Origin of the sequence: Coraliomargarita algicola, from assembly GCF_033878955.1 — a bacterium.
Lineage (GTDB): Bacteria > Verrucomicrobiota > Verrucomicrobiia > Opitutales > Coraliomargaritaceae > Thalassobacterium > Thalassobacterium algicola.
This window is the reverse complement of sequence record NZ_CP138858.1, coordinates 489,259-505,179: the sequence shown is the minus strand read 5'-3', so window position 1 is coordinate 505,179 and position 15,921 is coordinate 489,259. Positions and strand designations below refer to the sequence as shown.

The window sequence follows — 15,921 nt, the reverse complement described above, 5'->3', positions numbered from 1 at the left end:
AGCGTAATGGTGAAGCTATTTACGCTAGCGAGAAGTGCCCATTCTCATGGAATAATTGGGGGAAGGTCACTCAGAAGGGAAATAAAATTTACATGAACATCTTTAAAAGCACTGGAGCTGAGCTCTGCTATGCGGAGATCAAGAATCGTGTAATCTCGGCGCAATTCCTCGAGAGCGGTCAAGATGTTGAGTTTGAACAGACGGAAGACCGTTTGTATTTACGAGGATTACCGGTGCCTTTGACCGATCCGATTGCAACAACCATTGTGCTTGAGCTGGAAGGCGTGCCCGAAGCTTTAGTGGAGCAAACCTCCTTCTGGATTCCGGGGTAATTCCTGACGCTGTTGTTCTTGCAACCAGATCCCGGGCGCTTGTCCACAGAGCTCTTTGAATGCGCGGGCAAATGTGCTCGGTTCGCTGAAGCCTAGGTAATTGGCGATGGCTTTTTGTGGCCAGCCCTCCAGTAAGCTACGCTGCGCCGCTTCCATTTGCAGGCGGGCCAATTCGCTCTTAGGGGACGGGCGTTTCGCCTCGGCGAACATGCGCCGCAGGTGTGCCGCTGAGACCCCAACTGCACTGGCGGCATCTGCTACGCTGGGAGAGCGCCCGAGGTTTTCTTGAAACCAGTGGAGTGCTCGATCGACTTTGTCTAAGGGATCGGTTCGAAGAGGGAAATGGGGCGTATGCTTGAGTGCTAGTTCCGTTAGATCCAGCAGGAAACTGTTGATGGATAAGGAGGTGAGTGCATCGTTTTGGCTGACGCTATTCTTGATGTTCTCAAAGTGTGAGGTATAGCGAACCAGTGCATTCGGACTTAATTCGATGATGAGCGGTTTTGTGGCTTCGATGCGGTCTTGTAATTCTTCAGGGATATCGAAAAAGTGCAGCACAAATACCTCAGAAACACCATCGCTATCATCGGTCCAACCATGTTCAGAATGTGGGTGTGAGATGTAGAGCCGTGCTTGTGAGGTCGCTACTCTTGGTATTTGAACATCACTTGGACGCGCGTCGCCAGAGAGAATAAATTCAAATTCCCATAGGTTACGCATCTTTCCGAATATGGGCTGTATGCCGTAACGACGTTCGCCGTATGCGAGATATCGAAGATTTTTGTATCCGCTAATCATGCACGATTTTGCCTATATGTTGAGCGATTTTGCAATATAAGAAATAAGTCTGTTTTGCTACACTGGTGAGCATGAAGTCGAAAACAAAATATGCAATTGTGGGTACCGGTAGTCGCGCTACGATGTTTCGTGATGCCATCTTGAATACGTATGCGGGCACTTGTGAATTGGTGGCGCTGTGTGATGTGAATCCGCTTCGTATGCAAGCGTGGCAGGATACGGTCGACCTGGATCTGCCGACGTATGCGCCTGCAGAGTTTGAAAAAATGATTCAGGAGCATGCGGTCGATGTTGTTATTGTGACCAGTATCGACCGTACGCATCATGACTATATTTGTCGGGCAATGGAAGCTGGCTGTGATGCGATTTCTGAAAAGCCTATGACGGTGGATGCAGAAAAGTGTCGCCGCATTCTGGAGACGCAGGAGCGCACGGGTAAAAAGCTTACGGTTACTTTTAATTATCGCTACTCGCCACGTAATTCGAAGGTTAAGGAGCTCTTGCAGTCGGGATTGATTGGCACGGTGACTTCAGTGCATTTCGAGTGGCTACTGGATACCAATCATGGAGCAGACTACTTCCGTCGTTGGCACCGTGATAAGCGCAATAGCGGGGGATTACTGGTGCACAAGTCGACTCACCACTTCGACTTGGTGAACTGGTGGCTGTCGAGCCGTCCGGAAACTGTGATGGCAATGGGGGATCTTCGCTTTTATGGGCGCGAGAATGCGGAAAGCCGTGGCGAGCCTAGATTCTATGCACGCAGCACCGGTAGTGAATTAGCTGCTGCGGATCCTTTTTCCCTGGATTTAACTCAAGAGCCAGATCTCAAGCGTTTATATTACGATTGCGAGGCGGCCGATGGCTATCAGCGGGATTTAAATATCTTTGGAGATGGTATCTCGATCGAGGACGATATTGGCGTGATGGTTCGCTATCAGAATAAGGCCGTTATGACTTATCATCTCGTCGCCTTTGCACCATGGGAAGGCTATCGCGTTGCGTTTAACGGGACCAAGGGACGCCTTGAAATTGATGTGACGGAGAAGTCTTATGTCAGCGCTAGTGAGGGTGATCATAATCTGAGCCGCAACGTCAAGGGAGGCTCGACGCACAAAGTCGTGGAGCCCACGACTCTGCTCTATCGTCCACACTGGGGGGAGCCTCAGCGGATTGAATTAGAGGAAAGTAATGCGGGCGGACACGGCGGCGGTGACGCGGTGCTACTACGTGATATTTTTGGCGATCCGGAACCCGATGCACTTGCGCGTGCTGCCGGGCATGAAGACGGGGCACTTTCTATTCTTACGGGCATTGCTGCAAACCAATCCATTGCAACTGGTTTACCGGTCAATATTTCGGAAATGTTTCCCGATCTATAAGTTTCAGTTGAATGTATCAAACTTGAGGGGACGCTTCATTGAATGTTCTGCGTATGGCTGGAGCGATCTTTCATTTCCCGCGGACTGATTCCGTAGCATTGTTTGAAGGCGCGCGTAAAACTATTGGCGTCGGCAAAGCCGCATTGGCGTGCGATCTCACTGATCGGCGCGTAGGAGATACTGAGTAAGTCTTTGGCGCGGGTCATGCGGAATTGGCAGCAATATTGGCCGGGGCTGACACCATAGGCTTCTTTGAAGCGGCGACTGATGTGTTCCCGGCTGATACCAATGTGGGCAGCCATGTCCTGCTGAGAGAAGGGGCGGTGATAGTTGCTTAGAATATACTCCTGTGATTGACGGGCGATATCAAGCGGTGTGCTCTCGGTATCGCTGAGGCGAAAGCAGGCCATGAGTAAGGTGTAGGCCAAAGTGGATTCGTGAAAACGGTCTTCAAAAGAGCGTTGCTGGTAATGCTCGATGATTGTTTGCAATAAACGGCTGGCCCGACTGCCGTCGGGCATCGACAGTTTGCGTCCGGTGTGGCTGATCAGCCCACGCAAGAGTTCGGGGGCAGCCTCTCCACTGATGCAGACCCACTGGTTTTCGTAGGGGAGCTCACTGTCTTCCGGTATGCCGTAGCGGGTGTCTTCTCCGTGTTGAAAGAGAATGGCTTCGCCTGGCTGTGCGATATGTCGCGTCTGCGGGTCGTCCAAATAAGCTGCGCCTCGGCGCGTGCGTTGAATGACACAGGCGATGGGGGTGCGAGGGCGCGTATAGTTGTCGAAGAAATAATCACGATCCTGCACCGTATCGGAACTGGAGTAGAGAATAGAGAGTAGGGGCAGTTGCATAGCGTAGATCACAAATTGCATAATAGATATCACAAAGCAAACCTTGATGTTCGGCGGCGCTTGTTCTGTATTTAGTTCAATACTCCCCGATCTGCTTGCAGATCTAAACTACTTTAAAACCTTATTATGAGTTGTAAAATTACACTAATTGGCGCAGGATCTGTTGTCTTTGCCAAAACTTTGATTGGCGATATCCTGCAATTTCCAGAACTGTCGGATGCCACGATTTGCTTGATGGACATCGATGCCGATCGTCTGCGCGTAGCGGACGTGATGATGAAGCGGGTGGCGCGCAAACTTGGGGTGAAAGCCAAGATTGTATCGACCTTGGATCGACGTGAAGCGATTAAGGGGGCGAAATACGTGATTTGCACTGTGCAGGTGGGCGGCTATAAACCATCGACGGTGGTGGACTTTGAGATTCCCAAAAAATACGGCCTGCGTCAGACGATCGCGGATACACTAGGGATTGGCGGCATCTTTCGCGGTTTGCGAACGATTCCCGTGCTCGTCGGGATTGCGCAAGAGATTGAACAGCTCGCGCACCCGGACTGCCTGTTGCTCAACTACACCAATCCTATGGCGATGAATTGCTGGGCGATTGATGAAGCGGTTGGTATTCCTCATGTGGGCTTGTGTCATTCGGTCTTTGGCACCGCGCGTATGTTGGCATCGCATGCCAAACTTCGTTACGATGATGTCTCCTATCTCGTCGCGGGCGTGAATCACATGGCCTTCTTCCTTAAGTTTCAATATAAGGGGCAGGATGCATACCCATTGCTGTTTAAAGCACTGAAGGATCCGTCGCGAAACTATGAACTTGTGCGTTATGAAATGATGCGTCGCCTCGGATACTTTGTCACGGAGTCCAGTGAGCACCAGGCGGAATATGTGCCGCACTTCATCCATTTCGGTGAAGAGGTCGTTGATCGCTACAAGATTCCGCTGGATGAGTACATCCGCCGTTGCGAAGCGATCATGTCTTCGTGGAAGGATACCGAGGCCAAATTAATCGGTGAGGATGGAGACATTGAGGTTAAAGAACAGTCGCATGAATACGGCTCGTTCATCATACATTCTAAGGAGACCAACACGCCGCGCACGGTCTATGGGAATGTTCCGAATCGGGGCATTATTGATAATTTGCAAGACGGCTGTTGTGTCGAAGTGCCCTGCTTAGTGGATGGCACTGGCCTGAGTCCGGTTAAGATCGGAGAGTTGCCGCCACAGCTGGCCGCCATTTGCATGACTAATGTCAACGTGCAGCGCCTCACCGTGACCGCGGCCTTGAGTGGTCAGCGTGAAAGTATCTACCATGCCGCCATGGCCGACCCTCACACGGCCGCGACACTGCCACTGGATAAGATTTGGGCGATGTGTGATGAGCTCATTGAGCAGCATCAAAAAGATGGATATCTCGGTGATTTTGAGTCCGTCATTCCTGGGACCGGCCGCGCGTTCGCCGGTGTGGGAGATCGCGTGATTGTCAGCGCCAAAGCCAGCGGAGCGCAACTGGATGTCGCTGGTAGTGCGCTTCAATTAGAGATTAATGTCGAAAATCCGAATCCTGAGGCAACGCAAGTGACTCTACAGATCGTGCCAGCCAGTGCTGCGGTCGTGTTGGAGAAGACTGAAGTGCGGATCGAAGTGCCCGCGGAATCGACACAGAGTCTAGTTGTAAATGGCACTCTTAAAACTGCCATCACAGAGCCGACTGATATCGATTTGACGACCGATGCGGAGGGGCTCCTGTTGATTGGGGCGACTTTGATTCCGCGTGATCGCATCGAGGTGCAGGAAGATGGTTATAGTCATTTTGAGATGTCACTGTCCGGCTTCCCATGCGCCACCGGTAAAATGCGGCGCAAGGGAGCGCAGCTCGAGCTGGAGATAGAAGTGCAAGATTCCAATCCGAAGTCTTGTTTGGATCGTCCGCTGCAAGGTTCTTTCGTTCAGTTATTCTTTTCGCAGCTGGACGGTGGGCCCATCATGGGCTTGCAAGTGCTGCCTAATGTAGGTGCGGATTGTAAGCTAGAGGTGTTTGGTGGGAGGAAACTGATTGAGCAAACGGACTATCAGTATTCGCAAACCAATTTGAGTTACACGCTGAAGGCAGTCATTCCATTGGCCGATCTTGAAATACCGACCAGCGGTCCATTTCTTTTGGATGCGCACGCGTCATTGGAAGCATTGGGAGATGCACACTCGGGTGGTAAAGCCAGCCTAAGCGGTGAGAGTCAACCTCAGGAAAGCAGTGATCGGGCCTTTATTCTGAATTGTTAGTCGTTATCGTGTGTGGCTGACTATTTCTAAAGTTCATTGCTTGTTTTAATACGTTTTTGAGGCATTGACTACGCATTTGGTTGTTTCATTAGATGACTCAACACGCGATGAGACCAAATCATGCCGACCACGCCGGAGATGAGGTCGCAGGCAATGCGTCCCCAGAAGAGACCTTCCAGCCCGAAGAAATGACTGCCGATGATCGTGAACGGGAGGAGCAGCACCACGATGCGAGTGACGTTGACCCCAGTAGAATGAAGCGGCTTTTTGATGCCATTGAGAAAAAATCCACTGTATCGGTGGAGCTCCATCATTCCGTAGCCGATGGGGACGATCGTGAGATAGTGGGCGAGTATGGAGACCACTTCAGCATCGTCACTGAATAATGCGGCCAGGTGGTGGGCGAAGAGGCCGAAGCAGATCGCGATGAGAACGCCAAAGCCAATCGCAAATCCGTAGCTGAGGTGTTGGGCCTCCTTGACGCGATCGAGCCGCTTGGCACCGACATTTTGTCCGACGAAGGGCACTAAGGTCACCCCGAGCGCCATCGGAATCATGAAGGCGAACATTTCAATGCGACTGGCCGCCCCACAGGCCGCCACGGCCTCTTCGCCATATTGAGCGACGATATAGGTGATCACCCCGCCGGAGATGGGGACCAATACATTACTTAAGCTGCTGGGGAGGCCGATTTTGAGCACTTCCTTCCATGAATGCCACATGGAGCGCCAGTCCGGGATTTGGATTGCCAGAAGTTGATAGCGGTGGTGCAAGAACCAGAGCACAACGACACCAGCCACTGCGCGTGCAATTAAAGTCGCCAGGGCGGCTCCGCGAATGCCCATGCTGGGGAATCCCATCCAGCCGAAAATCATGATCGGGTCCAGAATCATATTCAGCACCGAGCTCAATACCATAATCATGCTGGGCAAGACAGTGTCACCTGTGGCGCGGATGATGTTGTTGGCGATCATGGGGACGACCATGAAGACGACGCCCAGATACCAGATCGTCATGTATTCATGGATCATGGGGAGAACGTTATCGTTGGCGCCGATGAAGCGGAACAGGGGATCGATGGTCAAGAGTCCGAGTGCCGAGACTAGGGCGACAATGCAAACACTGAGAAATAGAGTGTGGGTGGTGATTTGTTTGGCCAGAGCATGGTCGCTGCTGCCCAGTGCGTGTGAGACGACTGCGGTGGCTCCCATGCTCAGCCCGAAGGTGATGCTGACTAAAAACATGACCACTGGAAAGCTGAAGCCCATGGCGGCGAGTGGCAGAGTGCCGAGCTGAGCAACGAACCAGGTGTCCGTGAGGTTGAAGGCGTTGAGCGCAAAAGTGCCCCCCAGCATGGGGAGAGCCATGCGGAATAAGGTCGTGGGGACCGGTCGACGCGTCAGCTTAGGGCCCGTTTGCTCGGGACTGGATATCGGTGGTTTAGTCATTCGATTGCCAGCCGCCGCCCAGCGCAGCGAAGAGAGCGGACTGATTATTCAGCTTGGTTAACTGTGCCTGAACGAGGTCCTTTTGCGCGCTAAAGAGTTCTTGTTGAGCCAGGAGCACCGGCAAGTAGCTATCGACTCCGGCGTCGAAACGTTGCTGCGATAGGCTGCTGCGACGTTGTGCAGCCTTGACGCGTTCGGCTTGCGCTTCGATCCGTTGGTCGATCGTGCGACGCACCGCTAATGCGTCCGCGACTTCGCGAAACGCCGTCTGTATGGCCTTTTCGTAGTTAGCGATTTCGATGCGTTGTTGGATCCATGCCACGTCTAGGTTGGCTTGATTACGACCAGCAGAAAAAATCGGCAAGCTGATTTGTGGACTAAAACTCCATTGTGCAGAGCCCGACTTGAAAAGGTCCGAGAGTTCTGCGCTGGCGGTGCCACCAAAAGCGGTCAGTTGGACGGATGGGAAGAACGCCGCACGTGCCGCGCCGATGTTTGCATGGGCGCCCTCCAGAGTATGTTCCGCCGCGCGGATGTCCGGACGTTGGGTGAGCAGTTCCGAGGGCAGACCAACGGGCAGATCGATCGGTGCATGCTCGCCATTGAGTAGCGAACTATCCGCCGCGAGCTCAGGTAAATCCGTGCCGATCAGCAACGCTAGTGCGTTTTGTGCCTGACGCACTTGATCGATGTAGGCTAATTCACTGGCACGATAGCTTTGATACTGCGCCTCCGCGGTTCTCAGATCCAACTCGCTGCCGACTCCAGCGTCGAAGCTATCTTGATTGATAGCGTAGGCGCGCTTGGCGGTCACCTTGGCCTCGCTGGCCAGTTTGGCTTGCTCTTTCAAGGCGACAAGCTGGTGATACTGATTGGCGACCGCGGCCACCAACGCGATTTCTGCGCTATGCTGCGCTTCCTCGGTTGCGAGATATTGCTGTAAGGCTTGATCTTTCAAACTGAGAATGCGGCCAAAGAAGTCTAATTCGTAGGCAGGCATTTGCAGCCCGACAGCATAGCTATCACTGATCCCGGATTCACCGCTATAGCTTAAGTCAGCGGGTGTGCGTTGTCGGGTGTCCGATGCCGAAGCGTTGAGACTGGGCAAGAGCGCGGCACTTTGTATCCGATAATAGGCACGGATACGTTCGGTCGTGAGCTCCGAGATGCGCAGGTCGCGATTGTTTTCCAAGGCCAGTTCGATCAAGTGCTGCAATTCGCTGTTGGCGTAATAAGCCCGCCATTGCGGGACTGCATCGAGTGCTGCGTTGTTGTCATTGGAAGCGTATGGATAGCTGCTGGCGGCTGGAGATTCAGGGCGTTGATACTCGGGCGCCATGGAGCAACCGGCGAGTAAACTGAGCCCGAGGACTGCTGGATAAATAGCTTTGAACATGGAAGATGATTTCTGAATTTCGTTTTTCTAATGGGAATCACTCAGTGGATTAGGCCGTCACATTGTCATTCGCTTGCTTGGGCTTCACGCGGAACCAGCTCAGAATAATGACGAAGAAAATGGGCACAAAGATCACCCCTAAAAAGGTCGCACTGGGGGTGCCCCCAATCACGCCTGTGCCGATCGCATTCTGACTGCCGGAACCGGCTCCATTACTGGTCGCCAGTGGTAGCACACCGCAACCGAAGGCCAGCGAGGTCATCAAGATCGGACGTAAACGCAGACGCGCCGCAGTGGCGGCAGCTTCAAACATGTTGGCCCCCTGATCGTATGCCTCTTTGGCGAATTCGACGATCAGAATGGCATTTTTACAGGACAACCCGACGATCGTTAGTAATCCCACTTGGAAATATACGTCGTTTGACATGTCACGAAGCATGGCCGCCCCGAGAGTGCCCAGCACGCCCAGAGGCACGATCAAGATGACTGCCGCGGGCACCGCCCAGCTTTCATAGAGCGCAGCCAAGCAGAGGAAGACGACTAGCAGAGAAATGCCATAGAGTAGGGCGCCTTGTGAGCCCGCCAGACGCTCTTCATAGGATAAGCCAGCCCATTCCAAGCCGATACCGTTCGGTAACTGCTCGACCATTTCGGTGATGGTGGCCATCGCTTGTCCGGAACTGACACCTGCGGCAGGCTCTCCCGCAATGGACACTGAGGAGGCACCGTTAAAGCGATCCAGTTTAGGCGAGCCGAGTGTCCAGTGTGCACTGGAGAAACTGCTAAAGGGCACCATCTCGCCCACATTGTTGCGGACATACCATCGATCGATGTCTTCGGGTTGCATACGATATTCCGCATCCGCCTGGATGTAGACCCGTTTGACACGGCCGCGGTCGATGAAGTCGTTGACATAAGAAGAGCCCCATGCCGTGGAGAGGGTGGAATTGATATCGGCAATGGACACGCCCAGCGCCGAGGCTTTTTCCTGATCGATATCGATATTAAACTGAGGAGTGTCGTCCAAGCCATTGGGGCGCACATTCTTTAAGTCCGGGTTCGCGCCTGCCAGACCGAGTAATTGATTGCGGGCTGCCATCAAAGCATCGTGTCCGAGTGCGGCTTTGTCCGTCAAACGGAAGTCAAAACCCGTGGCGGTGCCGAGTTCCAAGACCGCAGGCGGCGCGAAGACGTAGGCAAATGCATCATTATAACTTAGAAACTTCCCCATGGCGCGCGCTTGGATTGCTTTGATCGACTGGTCCGGACGCGTGCGTTCGTCCCAATCTTTCAAACGTATAAAGGCAAAGGCTTGGTTCTGTCCACTGCCGGAAAAGCTGAAGCCAGTGACGCCGAACATCCCTTCGACATTATCTTTTTCATCCACCAGAAAGTGTTCTTCCATACGCTTGAGCACTTCCAGCGTTTGTTCACGAGTAGAGCCTGGAGGCAATTGCACCTGACCGAACAAGATGCCTTGGTCCTCGTCGGGCAAAAAGCCAGTCGGCACTTTATTATACATCCAGACCAGTGCGCCGAGGATGAGTGCGTAGATGAAGAAAGCCTTCACTTTGTGGTGTAGTAAATAGTGGAGGGCGCTTTCGTAGCGGTCCGCGTTTGAATTGAATGTTCGGTTAAACCAGCCAAAGAAACCGCGTTTCTCGTGGTGGTGTCCCGCCTTGAGCGGTTTGAGCATGGTTGCACACAGCGCCGGTGTCAGCACGATCGCGACGATGACGGAGAGTGTCATCGCGGAGACAATGGTAATGGAGAACTGGCGATAGATGACGCCCGTCGAGCCTCCGAAGAAAGCCATGGGGATGAACACAGCCGAGAGCACCATACCGATGCCGACCAGGGCGCTGGTGATCTGACGCATCGATTTCTTGGTCGCTTCTTTGGGCGACAGACCTTCCTCGCTCATCACCCGCTCAACGTTTTCGACCACCACGATGGCGTCGTCGACCAACAGGCCGATGGCCAATACCACGCCGAACATGGTGAGTGTATTAATACTAAATCCAGCCGCGGCCATGATGCCGAAGGTGCCAAGTAGCACGACCGGCACCGCAATGGTTGGGATCAGTGTAGCGCGGAAATTTTGCAGGAAGAGATACATCACCAGGAAGACCAGCACGACCGCTTCGATCAGGGTCTTGACCACTTCTTCGATGGAAAGACGCACAAAAGGCGTGGTGTCGAGCGGATAGACCACCTCTAAACTTTCCGGGAAGAAGGGCTTCATCTCATCGATTTTTGCACGGATCAAATCGACGGTATCCAGGGCATTGGCACCAGTCGCGGGGCGGATCGCCATGCCCGATGCCGGTGATTGGTTGAAGCGTGATTCGGTGATATAGCTTTCGCTGGCCAGCTCGACCCGGGCCACATCTCTAAGCCGAATCTGCGAGCCATCTTCATTGACGCGCAGAAGTATATTCTCGAATTGCTCCGGTGTTTCCAAGCGTGTTTGGGAGGTGATGGTGGCGTTGAGCAGTTGCCCTTCGACGGCCGGATTACTGCCAAGCTCACCCGCAGAAACTTGTGCGTTTTGAATACTGATCGCAGCGGACACATCGGAGGGCATCAACTTGTAGTTGTTGAGCGCATCCGGATTGAGCCATATACGCATGGCGTATTGCGTGCCGAAGGCCTGCACCTCACCGACGCCTTGCACGCGGCTGATCGGCTCTTTGATATTGCTGATGACGTAATCGCCAATGTCGGCGGCAGACAGGCTGCCATCGCTGGAACGGAAGCCAATCACCATTAGGAAGTTTCGCACAGACTTGGTGACCTGCATGCCCAGTTGCTGCACCTCTTGCGGTAGGAGTGGCGTAGCCAGCGAGAGTTTGTTCTGCACTTGAACTTGTGCGATGTCGGGATCGGCTTCTGCGTCGAAGGTCAGCGTGATTTCGAAACTACCCGTCGAGCTGCTGGATGATTCGATATAACGCAAGTGGTCGAGACCACTCATGTTTTGCTCGATCACCTGAGTCACTGTGTCTTCCAGAGTCTTGGCCGAGGCACCTGGATAGCTACCTTGAATGCTGATGGCAGGCGGTGCGATGCTTGGGTATTGCGCAATTGGCAAGGAAGTGATGGAGAGCACACCTGCGACCATAATGATGATCGCGATCACCCATGCAAAGACGGGACGGTCGATAAAGAAACGGGCCATGATTAAATCCTGTTAGTAATGATAAGGCTGATCGGTGAACTATGCGGCGGGCTGATTCTGGTTTTGTGCGTCCGTCTCCGATTGAGCTTTCGGCTGCACGGTCATGCCGGGACGAATCTTTTGCAGATTGTCGGTAATGATTGATTCGCCCACCTTCAGGCCGCCGGTCACCAACCAGGCGTTGCCGATGGAGCGTTCGGTTTCAATCGTGCGTAGCTCCACGGTGTTCTGAGCATTGACCAACAACACGGTGGCTTGACCTTTACTGTTGCGACTGACCAGAGAGTGGGGGATGAGGATGGCATCGGGATCGACCCCCTCGACAAGACGCGCGCGCAGAAACATGCCCGGCAAGAGTTTGGAATCCGGGTTGGGCACCGTGGCCCGCAGTTTCACCGTGCCGGTGGTCGAGTTGACCGTGACGTCGGAAAATTGCAACGAGCCGAGTTTGGGATACACAGTGCCGTCTGAAAGAATCACTTCGATGGCCGTATTCTCTCCGTCTGCGCTTTTGAGTTCTCCCGTGGCCAGGGCTTCTTTGAGCTGGAGCACTTCTTCGGCGGATTCGGTGAGATCCAGATACAAGGTGTCCAGTTGCTGAATAGTGCCCAGCAATGTGGCCGTGGCTTGTTGCACGTAGGCACCTTCGGTGACTTCAGCTTGCCCGATCCGACCACTAATGGGCGCGGTCACGCGGGTGTAGCCCAGGTTGATTTCTGCGACGCGCACACTGGCCTGGGCTGCTGCGATTTCAGCTTTTAGCGCAAGTGCAGCGGCTTTGGCATCGTCATAGTTTTGACGTGAGACGGCATTGGTCTCAACCAAACTCTCGAAGCGGTCGGCTTGCAACTGTGCCGATGCGTAGCTTGCTTCGGCACGGGCAAGGTTGGCTTTGGCTGAGTCCAGTTGAGCTTGGTAAGGGGCCGGATCAATTTCATAGAGTAGTTCACCCGCTTCAACGATGGCACCTTCCACGAAATGGCGCTTTTCAATGATGCCATTCACCCGTGCCCGCACTTCTGCGATGCGTAGAGGAGCGGTGCGGCCGGACAACTCGCGCTTCAATGTCACCGCCTCCGTTGCCACGTTGCGCACTGTCACGACCAGAGCCGGGGCGGCCGCGGCGCTGCCGCTGGAATTACTGGCTTCACTGGGTTCGCTGCAGGCGGCTAGCACTAGCAACTGAGTCGTGACCAAGAGGGCGACTGCGATGTGAGTAATCGAACGGGGGAATGACTGCTGTGTTTTCATGTAAATTAAATCAGATAGCTCAAATTGAGGTGCGGCCGTGTCGTTTGGATCACTGCTTCAGTGCGACGAATGCGGCGACCTATCTATCATAGCGTGAAATTGACAGAATGATCTTACTTTGTTGTTTGCAGGCTGATGCCGATTAGGTATCAGTTGGGCATGGAGTTACGCCATTTGAAGTATTTCATCGCGGTCGCTGAGACGCTTAACTTTCGCCGGGCTGCGGAGCGGCTTAATGTGGCGCAACCAGCCTTAAGCCGTCAGATCAAGGATTTGGAGGATTCGATCAGCGTCCAATTACTGGAGCGTGATACTGGAGGCACGCGTTTGACGGAGGCGGGCTCGGTCTTGCTGGAAGAGGCGCGCGACATTATGGAACGCATCGATATGGCCCGAGAAATGGCCCGTGATGCTCAGGCTGGACGGCGCGGGCACTTGCACATCGCGGGGCTGGGCAGCATGTCACTCGGCTTACTTTCGGATACACTTGCCAAGTTCCGAGTGATGTATCCCTCAGTCGATGTGAGTTTGCATGATATTGGCCATCGTGATCTGATCAGTGAGTTACGCGCGGGCAATGTCCATCTCGGTTTCTCCTTCGATCCCAACATACTATTGACCCGTGAATTTGATTCCGTGCATGTGGTCAAATCCCGTGCGCGCATTGCCATGAGTGTGCGCCATCCCTTGGCGCAGGAAGAAGCCGTCAGCCTAAAGGACTTTGATGACGATCATATTTTCTGTATAGGCAAAGCAGGAATCTACGATTTGCACCGTCGCATCACGCAAAGTATTTTATCGGAGCGCAGCATTCATCATAAACCACTCAAGTATGTGGCCAATTTGGAACTAATGATGGCTTTGCTCGCAGGGAACTATGGAGTGTCACTGGTCTTTCCACGTTTTTTCGGAGAAACGTCCCAAATCGTCTTAAAGCCTATACTCGAAGATGGGGATGACCTTGAAATCTTTTTATCCGCCGTTTGGCGACGTAATTTGCAGCCCAAATTAGTAAATAATTTTGTAGAGATCTTGCGCAGTGTGGATCTGCATTAATTGAGTCTAAAAAAAATCCGCATGGCGGATACGCCATGCGGATTTTAGAAAAGCGTTTATCGCTTGGACTACTTGTAGAGTGGTCCGTAGGACTCGCAGGCACGGAAGTCGGCGCCTTCGAGGTCTGCAGTGCCGAAGGCACGCCACGCACTGGGGCGGAAGACGCGCTCTTCTTCGACGTTGTGCATGTAGACTGGAATACGAAGCATCGATGCCAATGTGATGTAGAGATTGCCGACGTGACCCGCTGTCATTACGCAGTGGTTGGCACCCCAATTGTTCATCACTTCATAAGCTGAGCTGAATGCGCCCTTACCTGTGAGGCGAGGTGCAAACCAAGTTGTGGGCCAGCTTGGGTTGGTGCGCTCGTCGAGTGCGTCGTGTACGTTCTCGGGCAGTTCGACGGTCCAACCTTCAGCGATTTGGAGGCAAGGTCCGAGACCTGCAGCGAGGTTGAGACGAATCATGGTCGCTTTCATGCCGCCCTTTGTCTTGAAGCGTGTGCTCATGCCACCGCCAGGGAAATACTCAGTAATGGATGGGTGCCATGTGGTGTTTTTCAGGCTGGCTTCGGCTTCTTCGTCGGTAATTTCCCAGAAAGGCTTCATGGTTGGGTTGCCTTCTGCATCGGTTTGGTCGCCAGTGCCGTCGAGTGCTGCAGGGCCGGAATTGATCAGGTGCAGTAGGCCGTCGGCCGCTTTGCCTTCGAGTTGGTAGCCATCGGCGACACGTGCAACTGCATCGGGGCTCCAGTAGGTGCGGAGATCGGCAAAGATTTGTGCGCTATTGGTCAAGAGTTGACCAAAGAGCATGCCCGCACCGTTCAGCGCATCGTTTTCTGTGGCTACGATATAAGGAGGGCGCTTGCCATTCCAGTCGAAGGAGGTGTTGAGGATGGCTTCCATGAAGTCGCCATTCGGGAAGTGATCGGTCCATTGGCGTTGACCTTGGAAACCAGCCGCGATGGCGTTGTGGCCCTGGGCTTGTTCGCCGTAGCCAGCTTTCGCGAGCTCGTCGTTGCCGACCATTAAGTCGCGGGCGATCAGTGCCATTTTCACGGAATCGCTCCACTCGGAGTCGAGTTGCTCACGGCTGCGTTGTGTTTCAGGGCTGTTGTAGTCCTTGCCTTCAGGGCAGTTTTCTTTGACCCATGCCAGTGCTTTCTCGAATTCAGCTTGGTCGTAGATGCCTTTACTCATGCGGCCAACGAATTCAGACATGTCGATCGCTTCGACACGCATGCCGAGTGTGCGCTCCCAGAATGAGGAGTCGACCACGGAACCAGCGATGCCCATGGAAGTGCCGCCCATTGACAGGTATGATTTGCCACGCATGAAAGCGACCGCCAGACCCGCACGTGCGAAGTTGAGTAGCTTCTCTACGACGTCTTCCGGCATGGTCTCGTCGCCGGCTTCTTGTACGTCTTTACCATAGATGCCGAAGGCTGGGATGCCTTTTTGAGTGTGACCTGCTAGTGCGGCTGCAAGGTACACTGCGCCGGGACGCTCGGTGCCGTTGAAGCCCCAGATCGCTTTCGGGCGGTGGGGGTCCATGTCCATCGTTTCGGAGCCGTAGCACCAGCAAGGTGTCACTGTCAGGCTGAGGCCGACACCTTCGCGTTGGAATTTTTCTTCGCAGGCAGCTGCTTCGCGCACACCGCCAATGTTGCTGTCAGCGATCACGCACTCGACGGGGCTGCCGTCTGGGGTGCGTAGCTCTTGGCTGTAAAGAGCGGCGACGCGCTTGGCCATGTTCATGGTGATGTCCTCCAAGGACTCACGCACACCACCTAGGCGACCATCGATTGTTGGGCGAATGCCAATTTTAGGAAACGTGAAGGGATAATTCTTCATAATGTGTATGTATTATTTGAGGTTGGGTGTTGATAGAAAAGACGCTAGGTCCAGAGAATCCGCGCTGACCTCGATCCAGTCGAGAGTCAT

Annotated in this window: 10 protein-coding genes and 1 pseudogene; 4 read left to right on the top strand and 7 right to left on the bottom strand. The window is 53.6% G+C overall.

Annotated elements, in window-relative coordinates; all coding sequences use genetic code 11:
• Nucleotides 1-92: 92 nt before the first annotated feature.
• Complete coding sequence (locus SH580_RS01930) at nt 93-332, top strand: hypothetical protein (protein ID WP_319833319.1); 240 nt, start codon at nt 93-95, stop codon at nt 330-332.
• On the opposite strand, the gene SH580_RS01925 is transcribed toward SH580_RS01930, so the two are convergent.
• On the bottom strand, nt 297-1,130 hold the full coding sequence (locus SH580_RS01925; protein WP_319833318.1) for a helix-turn-helix domain-containing protein: 834 nt from the start codon (nt 1,128-1,130) through the stop codon (nt 297-299). The genes SH580_RS01930 and SH580_RS01925 overlap by 36 nt on opposite strands.
• Nucleotides 1,131-1,201: 71 nt before the next feature.
• Between SH580_RS01925 and SH580_RS01920 the strand changes: the two genes are divergently transcribed.
• Complete coding sequence (locus tag SH580_RS01920; RefSeq protein ID WP_319833317.1) at nt 1,202-2,512, top strand: Gfo/Idh/MocA family oxidoreductase; 1,311 nt, start codon at nt 1,202-1,204, stop codon at nt 2,510-2,512.
• A gap of 35 nt (nt 2,513-2,547) precedes the next feature.
• On the opposite strand, the gene SH580_RS01915 is transcribed toward SH580_RS01920, so the two are convergent.
• On the bottom strand, nt 2,548-3,384 hold the full coding sequence (locus SH580_RS01915; protein WP_319833316.1) for an AraC family transcriptional regulator: 837 nt from the start codon (nt 3,382-3,384) through the stop codon (nt 2,548-2,550).
• Nucleotides 3,385-3,489: 105 nt separating this feature from the next.
• Between SH580_RS01915 and melA the strand changes: the two are divergent.
• Nucleotides 3,490-4,764, top strand: a pseudogene (gene melA / locus SH580_RS22285) (alpha-galactosidase); the annotation flags it as partial.
• Between the two features lie 950 nt (nt 4,765-5,714).
• Here melA and SH580_RS01905 read toward each other — a convergent pair.
• Genes SH580_RS01905 through SH580_RS01890 form a run of 4 tightly spaced genes read right to left on the bottom strand, consistent with a single transcriptional unit; the run spans nt 5,715 to nt 12,922 of the window.
• A complete protein-coding gene (locus SH580_RS01905) occupies nt 5,715-7,094 on the bottom strand; it encodes an MATE family efflux transporter (protein ID WP_319833314.1) in 1,380 nt (459 codons plus the stop codon).
• Entirely contained in the window at nt 7,087-8,490 is a 1,404-nt protein-coding gene (locus SH580_RS01900; RefSeq protein ID WP_319833313.1) for an efflux transporter outer membrane subunit, read from the bottom strand. Before SH580_RS01900 ends, SH580_RS01905 begins: the two co-directional genes overlap by 8 nt.
• A 49-nt stretch (nt 8,491-8,539) precedes the next feature.
• Complete coding sequence (locus SH580_RS01895) at nt 8,540-11,671, bottom strand: efflux RND transporter permease subunit (protein WP_319833312.1); 3,132 nt, start codon at nt 11,669-11,671, stop codon at nt 8,540-8,542.
• A gap of 39 nt (nt 11,672-11,710) precedes the next feature.
• The gene (locus SH580_RS01890) at nt 11,711-12,922 is read right to left on the bottom strand and encodes an efflux RND transporter periplasmic adaptor subunit (RefSeq protein WP_319833311.1); all 1,212 of its coding nucleotides are present in this window, start codon (nt 12,920-12,922) and stop codon (nt 11,711-11,713) included.
• A gap of 159 nt (nt 12,923-13,081) precedes the next feature.
• Here SH580_RS01890 and SH580_RS01885 point away from each other — a divergent pair, with 159 nt between their 5' ends.
• Nucleotides 13,082-13,978 carry a LysR family transcriptional regulator gene (locus SH580_RS01885; RefSeq protein WP_319833310.1) on the top strand — a complete coding sequence of 299 codons (897 nt, stop codon included), beginning with the start codon at nt 13,082-13,084 and terminating at the stop codon, nt 13,976-13,978.
• 68 nt (nt 13,979-14,046) lie between these two features.
• On the opposite strand, the gene SH580_RS01880 is transcribed toward SH580_RS01885, so the two are convergent.
• Nucleotides 14,047-15,831, bottom strand: a complete 1,785-nt coding sequence (locus SH580_RS01880; protein ID WP_319833309.1) for an L-fucose isomerase — start codon at nt 15,829-15,831, stop codon at nt 14,047-14,049.
• Between the last annotated feature and the right edge of the window lie 90 nt (nt 15,832-15,921).

Excerpts from the sequence above, each read along its gene's own strand:
- SH580_RS01920 (WP_319833317.1), top strand. The coding sequence starts at position 1,202 with ATGAAGTCGAAAACAAAATATGCAATTGTGGGTACCGGTAGTCGCGCT.
- SH580_RS01895 (WP_319833312.1), bottom strand. The coding sequence starts at position 11,671 with ATGGCCCGTTTCTTTATCGACCGTCCCGTCTTTGCATGGGTGATCGCG.
- SH580_RS01900 (WP_319833313.1), bottom strand. The coding sequence starts at position 8,490 with ATGTTCAAAGCTATTTATCCAGCAGTCCTCGGGCTCAGTTTACTCGCC.
- SH580_RS01890 (WP_319833311.1), bottom strand. The coding sequence starts at position 12,922 with ATGAAAACACAGCAGTCATTCCCCCGTTCGATTACTCACATCGCAGTC.
- SH580_RS01925 (WP_319833318.1), bottom strand. The coding sequence starts at position 1,130 with ATGATTAGCGGATACAAAAATCTTCGATATCTCGCATACGGCGAACGT.
- SH580_RS01915 (WP_319833316.1), bottom strand. The coding sequence starts at position 3,384 with ATGCAATTTGTGATCTACGCTATGCAACTGCCCCTACTCTCTATTCTC.
- SH580_RS01930 (WP_319833319.1), top strand. The coding sequence starts at position 93 with ATGAACATCTTTAAAAGCACTGGAGCTGAGCTCTGCTATGCGGAGATC.
- SH580_RS01880 (WP_319833309.1), bottom strand. The coding sequence starts at position 15,831 with ATGAAGAATTATCCCTTCACGTTTCCTAAAATTGGCATTCGCCCAACA.
- SH580_RS01905 (WP_319833314.1), bottom strand. The coding sequence starts at position 7,094 with ATGACTAAACCACCGATATCCAGTCCCGAGCAAACGGGCCCTAAGCTG.
- SH580_RS01885 (WP_319833310.1), top strand. The coding sequence starts at position 13,082 with ATGGAGTTACGCCATTTGAAGTATTTCATCGCGGTCGCTGAGACGCTT.